This is a genomic window from Variovorax sp., assembly GCF_035634955.1.
GTDB lineage: Bacteria > Pseudomonadota > Gammaproteobacteria > Burkholderiales > Burkholderiaceae_C > Variovorax.
Genome location: NZ_DASQBZ010000015.1, coordinates 25,397 through 39,465, shown reverse-complemented (window position 1 = coordinate 39,465; position 14,069 = coordinate 25,397). Strand labels below are relative to the sequence as shown.

Here is a 14,069-nt window from a genome sequence, read left to right as displayed (position 1 = left end):
CGGTGATTGCAATGCCTTCTTCAGTGACCGAGGCCGGGCCCGCGTCCGCATCCAAGGCCAGCGAACCCGTGGCGGCGATCGAGCTGCGCAACGTCGGTCAGCGCTTCGTCTCCAGTGACGGCAGCCCCGTCGAGGCATTGCAGGACGTCAACCTGAGCCTGCGCCGGCATGAGTTCGTGTCGGTGATCGGCCCCTCGGGCTGCGGCAAGTCGACGCTGCTGCGCCTGGTGGGCGGCCTGCTCAAGCCCACGTCGGGCACGGTGTCGATCTTCGGCATGCCGGTGAGCGAGCCGCGCGACGAAGTGGGCTTTGCGTTCCAGAAGCCCACCTTGCTGCCCTGGCTGAACGTGGTGGACAACATCACCTTCCCGATGAAGCACAAGTACGGCCGCGTCGACGCACGCGACAGCGCGCGCGCGCAGGCCCTGCTGGAGACGATTGGCCTGACCGACTTCGCACGCAAGCGGCCTTCCGAGCTTTCCGGCGGCATGCAGCAGCGCGTCTCGATTGCGCGCGCGCTGCTGCACGATCCCGACATCCTGTTGATGGACGAACCCTTCTCCGCACTCGATGCGCTCACGCGCGACGAGATGAGCTTCGAACTGCTGCGCATCTGGGGCGAGCGGCCGAAGACGGTGGTGTTCGTCACCCATTCGATCCAGGAAGCGCTGCTGCTGTCGGACCGCATCGTCGTCATGAGCGCCCGCCCAGGACGCGTGGCCGAGATCATCGACGTGCCACTCGCGCGGCCGCGCAACCTGGCCACGCTTTCCAACCCGGTCTTCACCCAATTGGCCAATGACATCCGCGTGAAGGTGTTCACGCGCAAACCCGATTGAATGCGATGAAGGCTCTACTCAACCGGCACGCCTCGCTCGCGACCTTCATCGGCGTGCTCCTTCTTTGGGAACTGGCCTGCCGCACGCTGCCGATCCCGGTTTTCGTGCTGCCCGCGCCCAGCCAGATCGTCGCCGCAGCCTTCGACCTGGGCCTTGCGCGCTGGATGAGCCACCTGACGGCAACCCTGCAGGTGGCCCTGGCCGGCTATCTCGTGGCCATCGCGATTGCGCTGCCGCTGGCGGTGGCGCTCACCAATTCGGCGCTTCTGTCGCGCACGCTCATGCCCTGGCTGGTGGTGGTGCAGTCGACGCCGATCGTCGCCGTGGCGCCGATCATCGTGGTGGTGCTGGGCGCCGGCAACCTGCCGCGCATCGTCATCACGACCTTGATCGCCTTCTTTCCGCTGGTAATCTCCAGCGCCACGGGCATGGCTTCCGCGCCCCCGGAGCTGATCGAGCTGTCGCGCTCGCTGCGGGCCCCCCGCTCGCGCGAGTACACGCAGATCCGCCTGCCGCACGCGGTGCCGTACATCTTCTCGGCGCTCAAGGTGTCGATCACCCTGGCGGTGATCGGCGCAGTCGTGGCAGAGTTCGTGGCCGCCGAACAGGGGCTGGGCTACCTGATCCTGTTCGCCACCTCGTCCTTCAAGGTGCCGCTGGCTTTCGCCTCGCTGGCCATCCTGGTGTGCAGCAGCCTGCTGCTCTATGGAGCCATCCTGTGGCTGCATCGCCGGTTGTTCCCGTGGAGCCTGACCTCACCCGCCTGAATAGAACAGAACCATGTCCCACGAAAACGCATCTTTCGCCGCCCGCAACCCGACACCCACGCACGAGCAGATGCTGCGCCACCTGCGCCGCTCCAACGAGGTCGCGCAGCGCGCGATCGGCCTGGGCCACCATCCCTTCGGCGCCGTGCTGGTCGGCCCCGACAACGAAACCGTGCTGCTCGAACAATGCAACATCGACACGGTCAACCATGCCGAATCCACTCTGGCGCGTGTGGCGGCGACCAACTTCACGCCCGAGTTCCTCTGGAGCTGCACGCTCTACACGGCGGTTGAGCCTTGCTGCATGTGCGCCGGCACCGCCTACTGGGCCAACATCGGCCGCGTGGTGTTCGGCATGACCGAGGCCCAGTTGCTCGCCGAGACCGGCGACCATGCCGAGAACCCCACCATGAGCGTGCCGTCGCGCTATGTCTTCGACCACTGCCAGAAGCCGGTCGAGCTGATCGGGCCGGTCCAGGAGATCGCGCAGGAAACCATCGAGATGCAGCGCGCCTTCTGGGCGCATCGCTGAAGGCCTTCATCGATGCTCGACATCGAGCACCCGGTCGATGGGCAGGTGGCCGAGCAACGCGCCGGGCAGCTTGGCGCGCGCGGCGCATTCGTCGGCGGTGGCACCGTGCTGCAACTGGGTTGGGGCGGCACGACGCCCGATCTGACGCTTATCGACGTTTCGCGTCTCGCCGGCTCGCAAGGCATCTCGCTGACCGGTACTTGCCTGCGCGTCGGCGCAGCCGTTCGGCTGGAGCCCCTGCGGCGCGATCCGCTCGTTGCGCGGCACGCGCCGCTGCTGACCGCGGCCTGCGAGCAGATTGCGGCGCTGTCGGTCCGGCACCTGGCCACGCTCGGCGGCAATGTGGGCTGGGGCCAGGGCGACACGCTCGCCGTGCTGCTCGCGATGCAGGCCGAGGCGGAGCTTGCCGACGGCCGCTGCGTTCCGCTCGACGCGCTGCTTGCAGCGCAAGCTGGGGCATTGCCTTTGGTGGCCGGGCTGAGAATGGACGTCGGGCACACGTCGACCATTGCCTGCTACGAGAAGGTCGGCCGTCGCGCCGCCTTCTCTCCGACCCGCCTGGCACTCGCCCTTTGCGCGGACGCCGCCCCCGATGGCGCACTGCATGCGCTGCGCGTCGCCGCGTCCGGTGCCGGTCTTCGCGCGCGCCGCATGCTGCAAGCCGAGAAGCTGCTGGCGTCGGGCGGTGCAAGAGCCATCGACCGCAGCGCGCTGCGTATCGCATGCGCTCGCGACCTCGATGGCGACACCGCGCTTGCGCGCATCGCCAGTGCATTGATCGCCGGCTGGCTGGAGATGCGCGAATGAAGAACATCCCCGCCTTGCAGGTCCGACCCGATGCGCAAGCCAAGCTTGGCGGCAATCCGGGCTATCCAAGCGACCGCGTACGCGAAGGCCAGTTGCACGGCGCCATCCTCGGCAGTCCACATCCGCATGCGGAGATCGTGTCCATCGACACCAGCGCCGCGCGTGCGCTGCCCGGCGTCCATGCGGTGGTCACGCATGCCGACATTCCCGGAGCGTCGCGCTACGGCCTGCGCGTGGTCGACCGGCCTGTTCTGTGCAGCCGGCGTGTGCGCTGCATCGGCGATCCGGTCGCCGCGGTCGCGGCGGAAACACGCTCGCTGGCCGAGCAGGCCCTGGCGCTGATTCGCGTCGACTACGCCAAGCTGCCGTTGGTTGACGATGCCGAATACGCCCTGGCGCTCGACTGCACACCGTTGCACGAATGCGGCAACCTGCTGCATCGCACCGAGCACCGGCGCGGTGATGCCGAGGCGGCACGCGCGGGTTGCGCGCACGTCGTCGAGGCCGTGTACGAGACACCGCGCCAGATGCATGCCTACCTCGAGACCGAAGGCGGCGTGGTCGAGCCCGACGGGCGGGGCGGCTGGGTGGTGCATTTCGGCTGCCACAACCCCGAGCGGGATCGGCAGTTCATCGCGGCGATGCTGGCGCTGCCGCCCGAGCGGGTCAGGGTCGTGGGCACGCCGGTCGGTGGCTCCTATGGCGGCAAGGACGAGCTCACGGTGCAGCCGATTGCGGCGCTGCTCGCCTGGAAAGCAGGCCGCGCGGTGCGCCTGCACCTTGAACGCCCGCAATCGGTCGACCTGGGCGTGAAGCGCCACGCCATGCGCATTCACATGCGCACCGGATGCGACGCGCAAGGGCGCCTTCGGCTGCACGAAGTGAACATACTCGCCGACACCGGCGCCTATGCCACGCACGGGCCCGAGGTTCTGGACGCCGCGCAAGAGCATGCGGTGGGGCCCTATCGCTACGACGCGGTCGCCATCGAAGGCCGGCTGGCCTACACCAACAACGGCATCGCCGGCGCTTTTCGCGGCTTTGGCGCGGTCCAGGTCCAGTTCGCGCTGGAGCAGCAGATCGACCAGCTTGCACGGGCCGTGGACATGGACGGCGCCGAGTTCCGCCGCATGAACCTCGAGGCCTTCGACGGACCCGGTCCCCTGGGACAGGTGGTGGCGCCCTTCAATGGGCCGCGCCTGGCGCTGGACGCCGTTGCCCGACATCCGCTCTGGCAAGGCAAGAGAAGTTGGACCGATGGACGCTGGCGGCGCGGAGTCGGGTTGGCGCTGGTGCATCGCAGCGACGGCTTTGGCCGCGGCGGGCCGAACGGCACGCGCCTCGTACTGGCACTGGCGCAGGACGGTGCGCTCGAGGTCCGCACAGGTTTCACCGAACTGGGCCAGAACCTGGTGGGCAGCATCCGGGCCCTTGGCGTCCGCTGGCTCGGCTGCGACGCTCGCGACATCCGGGCAGTGATCGGAGACTCTGCCCTCGCGCCGGACGCCGGACCGGTGGCTGCATCACGTGCAACCACGCTGGTCTGGCAAGCGCTGGCAACCGATGGCCAACGCTGGCGCAGCCTGCTTTGCGCGGCGGGCGCCAAGGCGCTCGGGCTTGACGCCCGATCGCTGCGCACCGGACCGGGCGGCCTGTGGGTTGCCGACGAACTGAAGATCGGCTACACAGAGCTGGCGAGCCTGCTCGACGGCAACCTGCCCGAGCTGTTGATCGAACTGCATGGCGAGGAAACGCCCAGCGAGGTCGAATCCGCGCACTACGTCTTCGGAGCGTGCGCCGCGCTTTCGCAAGTCTCGCTCGATACGTGGACCGGCGCCGTGCGGGTCGAGCGCGTGGTCATCGCCGCGGCGGTCGGACCCGTCGTCTCGCCCATGGGCTTTCTTGGGCAGATGGAAGGCGGCGCCGTGATCGGGCAGGGCATGGTCACCACCGAATCGCTGGCGATGCAAGGCGGTCGATACCTGGCGCGCAACCTGGACGGCTATCTGATTCCCACCCTGGCCGATGCGCCCGACATGGAGATCCTGCCCATCGAAGACCTGCCCGAAGGCGACATGATCGGCCCGCGAGGTGCGGGCGAGATTGGCGTGAACATCGCTGCCCCGGCCATTGCCAATGCGATCGGCGCGGCGCTCGGCACGCCCGTCCGGCAATTGCCGGTCACGCCGGATCACGTGCTCGACGTGCTGGAGTTCGCAGAATGATGGACCTGTCCTTTGTACTCAACGGCAACGCCGTCGCCTGCAGTTGCACACCCGGGCGGCGCTTGCTCGACCTTCTTCGCGAGGAGTTCGCACTGACCGGCGCCAAACCCGGCTGCGAAATCGGGCGGTGCGGCGCCTGCATGGTCTGGCTCGACGACGAGCCCGTCAATGCTTGCCTGGTGATGGCATGGCAACTCGAAGGCAGGCGTGTCACCACAATCGAGGCGCTGGCGGCGGCGCCGTCCAGTGAACCTGTACGCGACGCGCTGTCCCGGTGTGGCGCCGTCCAATGCGGCTACTGCAGTGCAGGCATGGTCATGACGCTCACTCACCTGCACTTGCGCGAACCGCGCCCGGACGCGCGAGAGGCGGCATCGCTCGCCTGCGGAAATCTATGTCGCTGCACGGGGTACGGGGGCTTGAAGCGAACGATCGACGTGCTGTTTGGCGTCGCGCAGGAAGCGACAGTAGGTCGAAGCGCCTCAAGGCGTTAAGCCTTGCGCTTCGTGAAGAATCCATTTCGCAAATGCCTGTAGTGGCTCTTCACTCAACCCGACCGGCTCAGGAAGCACGAGGCAGAAGTTCTTGGTAATCGCCTTGCTGTCCGGCCAAGGCGCGACCAGATGGCCTTGTTCAAGCTCTGCCCCGACGTACAGACGCGGCACCAACGCAACACCCAAGCCAGCCACGGCCGCCGCTATCAGCATGGAATGAAGGTCGTAACGGGCGCCAACCGCCGAATTGGTCAGCACGATGCCTGTCTCTTGTGCGTAGAGCTGCCACGCGTCCGGATTCTGTCGCCTGTGAAGGCGTGGCAGCTCATCGAGCGATATGTTCGCTCCGGCCCCTGCGAGGAGCACCGGACTGCAGACGGGCACAAGCACCTCTTCCAGCAGTCGATGCAGGCGCATGCCTGCCCATGCGGGATGCTCAAAATGGATTGCCGCGTCGAAGCCGCTACCGGCCAATATGAAGGGATCCATGCGTTCGGCGATATGCACGGTGATGTTCGGATGCTTGTCCTGAAAGCGCTTCAGCCGAGGGATCAGCCAACGGGTGGCAAAGGTCGGAATGGCGGCGATGTCGATGCTCGCGCCCGCGATAGGCTGCCCCATCAGATAGAGGCTGTCCCGTTCCAGCCGATCCAGCATCTCGCGGACCTGCACCGCGTATCGCATGCCGCTGGGTGCGAGCCGCACCCGATTGCCCGCGCGCCCGAACAGCGTGACACCGAGGAACGCCTCCAGTCGAGCGATCTGTCGACTGACAGCACCCTCGGTCAGCGATAGCTCCTCGGCCGCGCGGGCGAAGCTGCCGTGTCGAGCCGCGGCCTCAAAGGCCAAGAGCGCGGAGTTGCTTGGAATCTTGCGTCGCATGGAGGGTCGCCGGTGGACGTTCGACGCCAGCTTGAGCAAACGTCACTGAAGCGTGAGTTTATATGGTTTTACGTACCGTAATTCGCGCCCCATCATTACGTTTTTGCAATGAACGCGAACCGTTTGCTGCAACAAGCACACCAGCCCAGGAAGGATGAGCCTTGATCTACACCGTTGAATGCAGCTTCGCCGATCCTCGCAGCGAAGCAGAATGGAATGACTTCTACAGCCTTGAGAAACTGCCCGCCCTCATCTCTGTGACTGGCTTTCGCACGTCGCAGCGGTTCAAGGCGTTGAGCGATGGTTGCCCGGTCTACCTGGCCGTCCACACGATCGACGGTCTCGATGTGCTCACGGGTGAGGAATACCGCCAGAAAGGCGGCGGCAACTTCTCAAGATGGCAGCGCCACATCATCGACTGGCACCGAAACCTCTACAGCGATATCGGCCTCCCGCCGGCGGTGCACGCAGACGAACTCCTCGCACTCTGCGGCTGCGGCCCTGAAGCGCTGATCCGGATGGGCGTCACGCCATTGCCCATGCGAGCAGTTGCGCTAGACAGGTTTCCCGAACGCCGCTGGCTTGCAAAACTGCCTCGGCGACACGCTCGACTTGGCGAGAACATTCCTGAAGGCGTCCACCTCTACGCACCCATGACGCAACAACTGACAACCGCGAACACGGTTTCGACCGAAGAGGAAAAGTAGGTACGCAATGCCCAATGTCACCTTCCATCTGCCCGCGGGGCAAATGCCGTCTGATGAGAAGCTCACCGAGCTTTCACGCGACTGCGTCAATCTCTGTACCACTGTCCTTGAGGCGGCACTCAAGAACGTTCATGTCAACTTTGTCGAAGTTCGGCATGGGCACGGACATCCCGTCTTCGCGGAAGTCCAATATCGCGTCGAGACGATTCGCACGCCCTCAGTCATGAACGAGTTCATGGAGGCCCTTGACGACGCCATCGCACAACACACGGGTCTCACGGCGCGCATCCGCTGTTTTGGTCATGCCGCGTCGAACATCCACGCCCGGAACTAGAAGAAGAATCGTGTCTATCGTCACCTTTCCAAGTCAGCAAGCCGGAGATTTCACGATCACCGCCATCAGCGATGGCTACCTCCACGCCAGCCTTGACTTCCTTTCGAACATCGATCTGTCCGAGGCCTCCAGAATCCAAAGCGATGCAGGGCAGAAGGAACCTTCGGCTGTGCATATCAACTGCTACGTGGTACGCGGAGCGGGCCGCACGATTCTCATCGACGGTGGCGCCGGGGGCATCAAGCAATGGGGCGGCTACCTGAAAACCAATTTGTCGCTTGCCGGTGTGGAGCCAACGGAGATCGACACCATCTTGCTGACGCACGCCCATCCCGACCATGTCGGAGGGCTGGTGGACGCAGCCGGGCAATCGGCCTTTCCGAATGCGGAGCTTGTTGCCCACGAGCGCGAGCTCAAGTTTTGGCAGGATGACGCCAACCTGAGTCGTGCCAGCGCGCGAGCACGAGGCAACTTCCTGATCGCGCGCCAGGTGTTCGACGCCTATCGCGACAAGCTCCGTGCTTTCGATGATGACGCGGAGGTGCTCCCCGGCATCAGCGCGATGCCGCTACCCGGACACACCGATGGTCACACCGGATACCTGCTCGAGTCCCATGCTCAAGGTTTGCTTGTCTGGGGAGATATCGTTCATTTTCCTCACATCCAGATCAGTCGGCCTGACGTGTCGATTGCATTCGATCAAGACGCTTCCATGGCGGCCACCACTCGATCACTGCTTCTGGACAGGGTCAGCTCGGAGAGACTCTTGATCGCCGGCATGCATTTGGGAGAACTCGGCTTCGCGCGGATCAAGCGAACGAGCGGGAGCTACGGGCTGGTTTACGAGACCGAGTCATGAGGCGCATGGCCAAGAGGTGATCGTCTCCAACTGTATGTCTGCTTGCGGGGCAAGCCGACGCATGAACGTCGGACCGTCCGCGCAACTGGACGGCAGCCCTTGGCCGCTGGCTGCCTTCAGTGCTCTGTGCCCGCATATGTCCACATTGGCACCGGCTCGCCATTGACTCTCGCCGTCACCAGCGAATGAGAGCCTCTCAATGCGGCCAGAAGTTGCGCGGGTTATCGGACAGCCGCTGTCGAACAAAGTGTGGCGCTGCCGAGACGAGAGATTTCCCGACCAGAGGATGAACACAAGCTAGCCCTTGGTCCAGCGTGAGCTCTGGCAGCTCGAAGCCTCAGCACTTCAGCTAGCCGGGGAGCCCTCTGCCCGTCAGACATGAGTACTTCAGCCTCATAGAGAAACGGGACGAAAGGAGATTGAGGAACAACAGGACTCCGATGCTCACGCTTTGCCTTTCATTCTTGCCGCCGAATTCTTCGAGGCTGCGCGAATGACTACACGGTCGATTCCGAGATATGGACGATTGCGATCGCGAAGGACTGGTCCAGTTCTTGATGCTCGGCGCTTGCTACTTCTTCGCGAGATACACCGCGACCAGCGCGTTCGCGTGCCCGTGTCCAATCTGGTGTTCAACCTTCAAGAAGTTGACGAGCTCCATGTGCTTCAGCGGACCTGCGCTCTGGAGAACATCCATCCAATGCGCTATTGGCTTGCCGTAGGTCTTCTCGATGGAGGGAAAGTACGAAGCCGGTCCTTTGACCTTGGTTGTCTCTGCCATGGAACTCCTGACACGGTGAAGCGCCACACTTGGCTTGGGTGAATTGGATTCGCCGACTGTAGTTTGCCCCAATGCTCAGTTCAAGCTGATTCGACTGAACAAGGCAACCGGGTTTGAGGTGTCCTCCACTTGGCTGCCCACAATCGGTCACCGCTCGGCAAGCGTGTCGCATCAGACGTTGCCACGCCGAAGCCACCTTTCGCGGTCAAGGCGATACAAGCAATGCCTTTTCAGCTCGTTCGGCAACGCCGGGTTCGGGTAGTCGAAGTCTGCATCGGCGTTGGTCATCCCAACGCGCTCCATAACCGCACGTGAAGGAAGATTGATGATCGCCGTGAACGAGACTATCTCCTGGAGTTGCAGTCGGTCGAACCCGATTCCGAGCGCTGCCCTGGCCCCCTCGGTGGCATACCCTTTGCCCCAATGCTCCCGGGCCAAGCGATAGCCCAGTTCCACGCACGGCATGAAAGGCAATGCACGCCGGGGAACGGTCAGCCCGATGAAGCCGATGAACTTCCCGGATTCGCGAGCCTCCACAGCCCAGTTGCTCCAACCACGGTCATCGAGTTGGGCGCTCCACCTCGCGATGTCGTCGTCGCTCCCTTCGCGGGGTACGAGGCCGGGGAAGAACCGCATGACCGCCGGGTCCATGTTCAAGGCGGCGTAAGGCTCGCGGTCGGCATCTTTCCACTGCCGAAGATGCAGACGCTCTGTGATGATGTCGATTGTCATTGTGATCACCTCGATGCGCTAGTCAACTCGGCCGCGCGCAGCGTTTGTTCAAGTAGAACAGATATGGTCATCGGCCCGACGCCGCCAGGCACCGGGGTGACGGCCGAACACCGCTCTACAAGATTGCCAGGTTCGATGTCACCGATGCCGCCTGGGTGATAGCCCGCATCGACAACGACGGCGCCGTCGGCAACCCAATCGGCGGGAATGAACTGCGGCTTGCCCAATGCGGCAACAACAATCTGGGCGCGTCGCACTTCTTGCTCCAAATCCTGCGTCCGAGAGTGGCACAGCGTAACCGTGGCGTCGGCGTTGGACAGCATCAACGCCAATGGCTTGCCAAGGATGTCGCTGCGGCCAACCACGACGGCTCTGCGGCCGGCAACTTCGATACCGTATTCAGACAGGAGCCTCATGATTCCAGAGGGGGTCGCCGAGCCGAATGCTTCTTGTCCCAGCGCCATGCGGCCGAACCCATGAGACGTGACACCATCGACGTCCTTGTCGATTCGAATGCAATCGAAGCAGGCGCGTTCATCGATGTGTTGTGGCACTGGATGCTGCAACAAGATGCCGGAGACATCGGGGTCCTGGTTGAGCGCGTCGATGACGCCACGCAACTCTTGCGTACTGGTTGATGCAGGCAAGACAATTGCTCTTGAATGCATTCCGACGCGCCCGCACGCGTCGCCCTTCATGCGGACATAGACTGCCGACGAAGGGTCGTCGCCGACCAAGATGGTGGCCAGCGTGGGCACGCGGCCCTGATGGCGATTCGCAAACCCACGAATCGCGTTCGTGAGTTGGACTTCTCGCCGCGCTGCGAGCGTCTTGCCGTCGAGCACGACGCATTCGGACCTGGTAGCACCGTTCATTTCCGCCTCCTTGCAGAAAAATGGTTGGGTGCCCAGGCGAGCGGCAGTGATTCACCTGCGCTCCACGGTGGTACTCACCTTTATCGCCAGTTGCGCAGGAAGTGCGAATGATAGATGACCCCAAAGCCCTTGAACCCGGGCACGGCGGCAGCACCGTACCCACCTACTTGCGCGCACCGAGGTCGAAATCCACCTTCTCCCGGGCGAGCTGGGTCAGCGTGACCTTGAAGCGAAGTGCGTCCTCCTTCGCCAGCCCCTGCAGCAACTGATGCTGCAGCTCGATCGCATAGGGCACGATCGTCCGGTAGACCTTGCGTCCCTCGGCCGTCAGGCTCAACAGGCGCACCCGCAGGTCGTGCTCCGCCGCTGAACGGGACAGATAGCCAAGCGCATCGAGTCTCTTGACGGCTCGGTGGATCGCAACGGCATCCATGGTCGAGGCTTCGACCAGTTCGCTCGCAGAACACGAATCGACCTGCCCAACCAGCGCCATCACCCGCCACTCGGTGCTGACGATGTCGAACTCTCGCTTGCAGACCTCTTCCAGCGCTGCACTCAAGCGGCTGGACAAGAGGGCCAGCTGATAGGGCACGTAGTCCTCCATCTGCAGGCGTTTGGACGAGTCCTTCATGTTGAGCGCCCCTCGGTAGAAACCCGATCTAGTTTCATATGAAAATAATAATAAACTTTCATTTGAAATCTTATCAGGAGCCCACCCTTGACTGAATCGACCATCATCTCGCGCCGTGGCGCGCTGCGGGCCTTGGCGGCCACAGTGGCTGGCAGCGCATGCGGACTGAGCTTCGGCCAGTCCGGCAAGCCCGTCACGTTGGTCGTTCCCGTGCCGCCGGGCGGGGGGATGGACAGCACGGCGAGGCTGGTTGCCGAGCAGCTTCGTCCGTCCCTGGGGACCATCATCGTGGACAACCGGCCGGGGGCTGCGTTGCGCATCGCGCTGAACCTCGTCAAGCGCTCTGCGCCTGATGGTCATACGTTGCTGTTCACGTCGATCTCGCCTTTCACCATCTACCCCTTTGTCTACACGAAGCTGGACTACAAGGTTGAAGGGGATCTGCTGCCCGTGGCGCCCGTCGTCTCTTATGAGTTTGCGATTGCGGTGCCGGGAGACAGCCCGATCAAGTCCTTGGCTCAATACATCGCGGCGGTGAAGAAGGACCCGGACGTGTACGGGCTGTATGCGGTGCCCGCGGCGGGCGCAGCGCCGCATTTTGCTGGCGCAGCCCTTGCCACGGCAGCGGGCATCCCGTTGAAGCACGTTCCTTACAAGGGGTCCGCGCCGGCGATGCAAGACTTGATCGGCGGCCATGTCCCTGCGTGCGTGAACGTGCTCGGAGAATTCCTTCCTTATCGGGAGTCGGGAAAGGTCCGCGTGCTTGCCACGACGGGGGCCAAGCGTTCCGAGCTCATGCCGGATGTGCCGACGCTCGTCGAACTCGGCTACAAGGGGCTGATCGCCAGCGAGCAGTTCGGATTGTTCGCGCCCGCGGGCACGTCGCCGGAGCTTGTGAACCGTATCAACGCAAGCGTCAGGGACGCCATGCAAAAGCCGGATGTCCGCAAGCGCCTGGCGGAGCTGGGCTATGTGCCGGCCCAGGCATCTCCTTCGGAGTTTGCGGCCAGCCTTCGGTCGGCCCGCGAATTCTGGAAGCCCGTCGTGATGTCGACTGGTTTCACGCTTGACGAGTAATTGAACCAAAAGGAGGAATGGAAATGTCCAAGTTCGAACCCCGCTGGCAAACGGCACTGGATTCGTTGTGTGAGCGGGTGCTGCAGATTCGCGATGCTGCCGGCCAGGCGTGGCCCTACCACTGCGATCCGACGACCGGAGAGTGGGACACCACCGATGACGGCGACTGGTGCGGCGGCCATTGGGTGGAGTGCCTGCGCATCGTCGGCGAGCTGACGGGCGACCGGCGCCTGCTCGACGAATCGGCCGAGCGCACCGAACGCCTGCGCCGCTATCTTGAACGTGACGACATGTTTCGCGGTCATCGCTTCTATTACTCCGCCGCTCGCCAGTTCGCCTGGACGGGCGAATCGAAGTACCGCACGCTCGCCCTGGCAGCCGCGTGGGCGGTGCGATCCATGGCCATCCCGTCGAACGGCGGCATGCCGATCGGTACGCAGGTGCAGGTTCGCTCAACGCAGCTCTCCGGTCGGGACAAGGTGTGCGTGGACAACGTGCACCCCAACCTCATCCTCGATTGGTGGGCCTACAAGCAGACCGGCGACGAAGCCTTCGCTCAGGGAGCGAGACGGCACCTCGACCTGACCGCCCGAGACTTCGTGTTGGCGGATGGATCAACGATCGAGTTCATCGACTACGACGTTGCAACCGGACAGAAGCTGCGCCACTACACCTTGCTGGGTGCTCACGACGAAAGCTGCTGGTCGCGCGGGCAGTCCTGGGCTGTCGCGGGGTACCTGCGTGCGTGGGAAGCGCTTGGCGACGAGCGATACCTCGCAATCGGCAATCACCTGCTGGACTACTGGATCGGCCAGACGGGCGAATCGGGCGTTCCGCCCTGGGACTTCAAGGATCCGGCCCTCGGCCAGGATCGGGCGTCGGTGCCGTTGGACACGTCCGCGGCGGCCGTCGTGGTCGAGCAGTTGGCTCGCATGGCCGTCCTGCCGTCGCTTCACCCTGCCGCTCGTACCGCCACCGACAGGCTTGCGCCCATGCTCGATGGCTTGCTGGAGCATCTGACCCCAATCAACAAGGCTTCCGACAAGCATCCGCGCGGCGTGCTGCTGAATGGGTGTTTCAATCAGCCCAAGAAGTACGCCAACCGCAGTGAGTTGATCTGGGGAACGGCCTATCTGCTCTTTGCGCTGTACTACCTGAAGACCGGGCGCGTCATCGAGTGAGAGCGCAAACCGATGCGGATGCCCTGGCGCAGTCCGCAGGCCCGGGGCGCGTGCTTGAGGTTGTCCTGGTCGAACTGTCCGAGCCTGGCGAAGCGGCATTCGAAACGGCGCTTGGCGCGGCTGCGGAGTTGCTGCGGGCCGCGCCGGGCTATTGTGGGCACCAGGCCGGTCGGTGCCTTGAAGAGCCGGGGCGCGCGCTGCTCATGATCTGGTGGAACACCCTCGAGGACCATACGGTTCGCTTCCGCGGGTCACCGGCTTATCCGCAATGGCGCCGTCTCATCGATCCGCACATTCGCCCACAACCGTCGGTCAGGCATTTTCAGCTTTAGGCCCTCGGCAACTC

The 14,069-nt window shown here is 63.9% G+C and carries 17 protein-coding genes and 1 riboswitch; of the genes, 12 read left to right on the top strand and 5 right to left on the bottom strand.

From position 1 onward, the window contains the following. Positions 1 to 11 precede the first annotated feature (11 nt). Genes VES41_RS05175 through VES41_RS05150 form a run of 6 tightly spaced genes read left to right on the top strand, consistent with a single transcriptional unit; the run spans position 12 to position 5,664 of the window. Positions 12 to 839, top strand: a complete 828-nt coding sequence (locus VES41_RS05175) for an ABC transporter ATP-binding protein (RefSeq protein ID WP_324813859.1) — start codon at positions 12 to 14, stop codon at positions 837 to 839. A gap of 5 nt (positions 840 to 844) precedes the next feature. Then, positions 845 to 1,606, top strand: coding sequence for an ABC transporter permease (locus VES41_RS05170; protein WP_324813856.1), 762 nt, complete (start codon positions 845 to 847; stop codon positions 1,604 to 1,606). 13 nt (positions 1,607 to 1,619) lie between these two features. Further along, positions 1,620 to 2,138, top strand: a complete 519-nt coding sequence (locus VES41_RS05165; protein WP_324813854.1) for a nucleoside deaminase — start codon at positions 1,620 to 1,622, stop codon at positions 2,136 to 2,138. Between the two features lie 12 nt (positions 2,139 to 2,150). Further along, on the top strand, positions 2,151 to 2,945 hold the full coding sequence (locus tag VES41_RS05160; protein WP_324813851.1) for an FAD binding domain-containing protein: 795 nt from the start codon (positions 2,151 to 2,153) through the stop codon (positions 2,943 to 2,945). After that, positions 2,942 to 5,170 carry a xanthine dehydrogenase family protein molybdopterin-binding subunit gene (locus tag VES41_RS05155; protein ID WP_324813849.1) on the top strand — a complete coding sequence of 743 codons (2,229 nt, stop codon included), beginning with the start codon at positions 2,942 to 2,944 and terminating at the stop codon, positions 5,168 to 5,170. Before VES41_RS05160 ends, VES41_RS05155 begins: the two co-directional genes overlap by 4 nt. Then, on the top strand, positions 5,167 to 5,664 hold the full coding sequence (locus tag VES41_RS05150) for a (2Fe-2S)-binding protein (RefSeq protein ID WP_324813848.1): 498 nt from the start codon (positions 5,167 to 5,169) through the stop codon (positions 5,662 to 5,664). The genes VES41_RS05155 and VES41_RS05150 overlap by 4 nt, the downstream gene beginning before the upstream one ends. Here VES41_RS05150 and VES41_RS05145 read toward each other — a convergent pair. Beyond that, entirely contained in the window at positions 5,653 to 6,546 is an 894-nt protein-coding gene (locus VES41_RS05145; protein WP_324813846.1) for a LysR substrate-binding domain-containing protein, read from the bottom strand. The genes VES41_RS05150 and VES41_RS05145 overlap by 12 nt on opposite strands. A gap of 161 nt (positions 6,547 to 6,707) precedes the next feature. Between VES41_RS05145 and VES41_RS05140 the strand changes: the two genes are divergently transcribed. The 3 genes from VES41_RS05140 to VES41_RS05130 are packed head-to-tail and all read left to right on the top strand — an operon-like array spanning position 6,708 to position 8,446. Next, positions 6,708 to 7,253 carry a sugar ABC transporter gene (locus VES41_RS05140; protein ID WP_324813843.1) on the top strand — a complete coding sequence of 182 codons (546 nt, stop codon included), beginning with the start codon at positions 6,708 to 6,710 and terminating at the stop codon, positions 7,251 to 7,253. Between the two features lie 7 nt (positions 7,254 to 7,260). Continuing rightward, the gene (locus tag VES41_RS05135; RefSeq protein ID WP_324813841.1) at positions 7,261 to 7,587 is read left to right on the top strand and encodes a hypothetical protein; all 327 of its coding nucleotides are present in this window, start codon (positions 7,261 to 7,263) and stop codon (positions 7,585 to 7,587) included. A 10-nt stretch (positions 7,588 to 7,597) separates the two neighbouring features. Continuing rightward, on the top strand, positions 7,598 to 8,446 hold the full coding sequence (locus VES41_RS05130) for an MBL fold metallo-hydrolase (protein ID WP_324813839.1): 849 nt from the start codon (positions 7,598 to 7,600) through the stop codon (positions 8,444 to 8,446). 571 nt (positions 8,447 to 9,017) lie between these two features. Here VES41_RS05130 and VES41_RS05125 read toward each other — a convergent pair. The 4 genes from VES41_RS05125 to VES41_RS05110 form a co-directional block, all read right to left on the bottom strand. After that, on the bottom strand, positions 9,018 to 9,227 hold the full coding sequence (locus tag VES41_RS05125; protein WP_324813837.1) for a DUF4287 domain-containing protein: 210 nt from the start codon (positions 9,225 to 9,227) through the stop codon (positions 9,018 to 9,020). Between the two features lie 171 nt (positions 9,228 to 9,398). Then, positions 9,399 to 9,959, bottom strand: a complete 561-nt coding sequence (locus VES41_RS05120; RefSeq protein ID WP_324813835.1) for a GNAT family N-acetyltransferase — start codon at positions 9,957 to 9,959, stop codon at positions 9,399 to 9,401. Positions 9,960 to 9,964: 5 nt separating this feature from the next. Then, positions 9,965 to 10,834 carry a bifunctional 5,10-methylenetetrahydrofolate dehydrogenase/5,10-methenyltetrahydrofolate cyclohydrolase gene (locus VES41_RS05115; RefSeq protein ID WP_324813832.1) on the bottom strand — a complete coding sequence of 290 codons (870 nt, stop codon included), beginning with the start codon at positions 10,832 to 10,834 and terminating at the stop codon, positions 9,965 to 9,967. A 23-nt stretch (positions 10,835 to 10,857) separates the two neighbouring features. Next, a riboswitch (ZMP/ZTP riboswitch) is annotated at positions 10,858 to 10,938 on the bottom strand. A gap of 59 nt (positions 10,939 to 10,997) precedes the next feature. Beyond that, positions 10,998 to 11,465 (bottom strand): MarR family winged helix-turn-helix transcriptional regulator, encoded by a 468-nt coding sequence (locus tag VES41_RS05110; protein ID WP_324813829.1) that lies wholly within the window; start codon positions 11,463 to 11,465, stop codon positions 10,998 to 11,000. 87 nt (positions 11,466 to 11,552) lie between these two features. On the opposite strand from VES41_RS05110, the gene VES41_RS05105 reads away from it, so the two are divergent. Genes VES41_RS05105 through VES41_RS05095 form a run of 3 tightly spaced genes read left to right on the top strand, consistent with a single transcriptional unit; the run spans position 11,553 to position 14,055 of the window. After that, a complete protein-coding gene (locus VES41_RS05105; RefSeq protein ID WP_324813826.1) occupies positions 11,553 to 12,542 on the top strand; it encodes a tripartite tricarboxylate transporter substrate-binding protein in 990 nt (329 codons plus the stop codon). Positions 12,543 to 12,565: 23 nt separating this feature from the next. Continuing rightward, positions 12,566 to 13,723, top strand: coding sequence for a hypothetical protein (locus VES41_RS05100; RefSeq protein WP_324813825.1), 1,158 nt, complete (start codon positions 12,566 to 12,568; stop codon positions 13,721 to 13,723). A 50-nt stretch (positions 13,724 to 13,773) separates the two neighbouring features. Continuing rightward, positions 13,774 to 14,055 (top strand): antibiotic biosynthesis monooxygenase family protein, encoded by a 282-nt coding sequence (locus VES41_RS05095; protein ID WP_324813822.1) that lies wholly within the window; start codon positions 13,774 to 13,776, stop codon positions 14,053 to 14,055. Positions 14,056 to 14,069 lie beyond the last annotated feature (14 nt).

Coding starts and splice junctions, on each gene's coding strand:
- VES41_RS05175 (WP_324813859.1), top strand. CDS start 12: ATGCCTTCTTCAGTGACCGAGGCCGGGCCCGCGTCCGCATCCAAGGCC.
- VES41_RS05170 (WP_324813856.1), top strand. CDS start 845: ATGAAGGCTCTACTCAACCGGCACGCCTCGCTCGCGACCTTCATCGGC.
- VES41_RS05165 (WP_324813854.1), top strand. CDS start 1,620: ATGTCCCACGAAAACGCATCTTTCGCCGCCCGCAACCCGACACCCACG.
- VES41_RS05160 (WP_324813851.1), top strand. CDS start 2,151: ATGCTCGACATCGAGCACCCGGTCGATGGGCAGGTGGCCGAGCAACGC.
- VES41_RS05155 (WP_324813849.1), top strand. CDS start 2,942: ATGAAGAACATCCCCGCCTTGCAGGTCCGACCCGATGCGCAAGCCAAG.
- VES41_RS05150 (WP_324813848.1), top strand. CDS start 5,167: ATGATGGACCTGTCCTTTGTACTCAACGGCAACGCCGTCGCCTGCAGT.
- VES41_RS05145 (WP_324813846.1), bottom strand. CDS start 6,546: ATGCGACGCAAGATTCCAAGCAACTCCGCGCTCTTGGCCTTTGAGGCC.
- VES41_RS05135 (WP_324813841.1), top strand. CDS start 7,261: ATGCCCAATGTCACCTTCCATCTGCCCGCGGGGCAAATGCCGTCTGAT.
- VES41_RS05125 (WP_324813837.1), bottom strand. CDS start 9,227: ATGGCAGAGACAACCAAGGTCAAAGGACCGGCTTCGTACTTTCCCTCC.
- VES41_RS05120 (WP_324813835.1), bottom strand. CDS start 9,959: ATGACAATCGACATCATCACAGAGCGTCTGCATCTTCGGCAGTGGAAA.
- VES41_RS05115 (WP_324813832.1), bottom strand. CDS start 10,834: ATGAACGGTGCTACCAGGTCCGAATGCGTCGTGCTCGACGGCAAGACG.
- VES41_RS05110 (WP_324813829.1), bottom strand. CDS start 11,465: ATGAAGGACTCGTCCAAACGCCTGCAGATGGAGGACTACGTGCCCTAT.
- VES41_RS05100 (WP_324813825.1), top strand. CDS start 12,566: ATGTCCAAGTTCGAACCCCGCTGGCAAACGGCACTGGATTCGTTGTGT.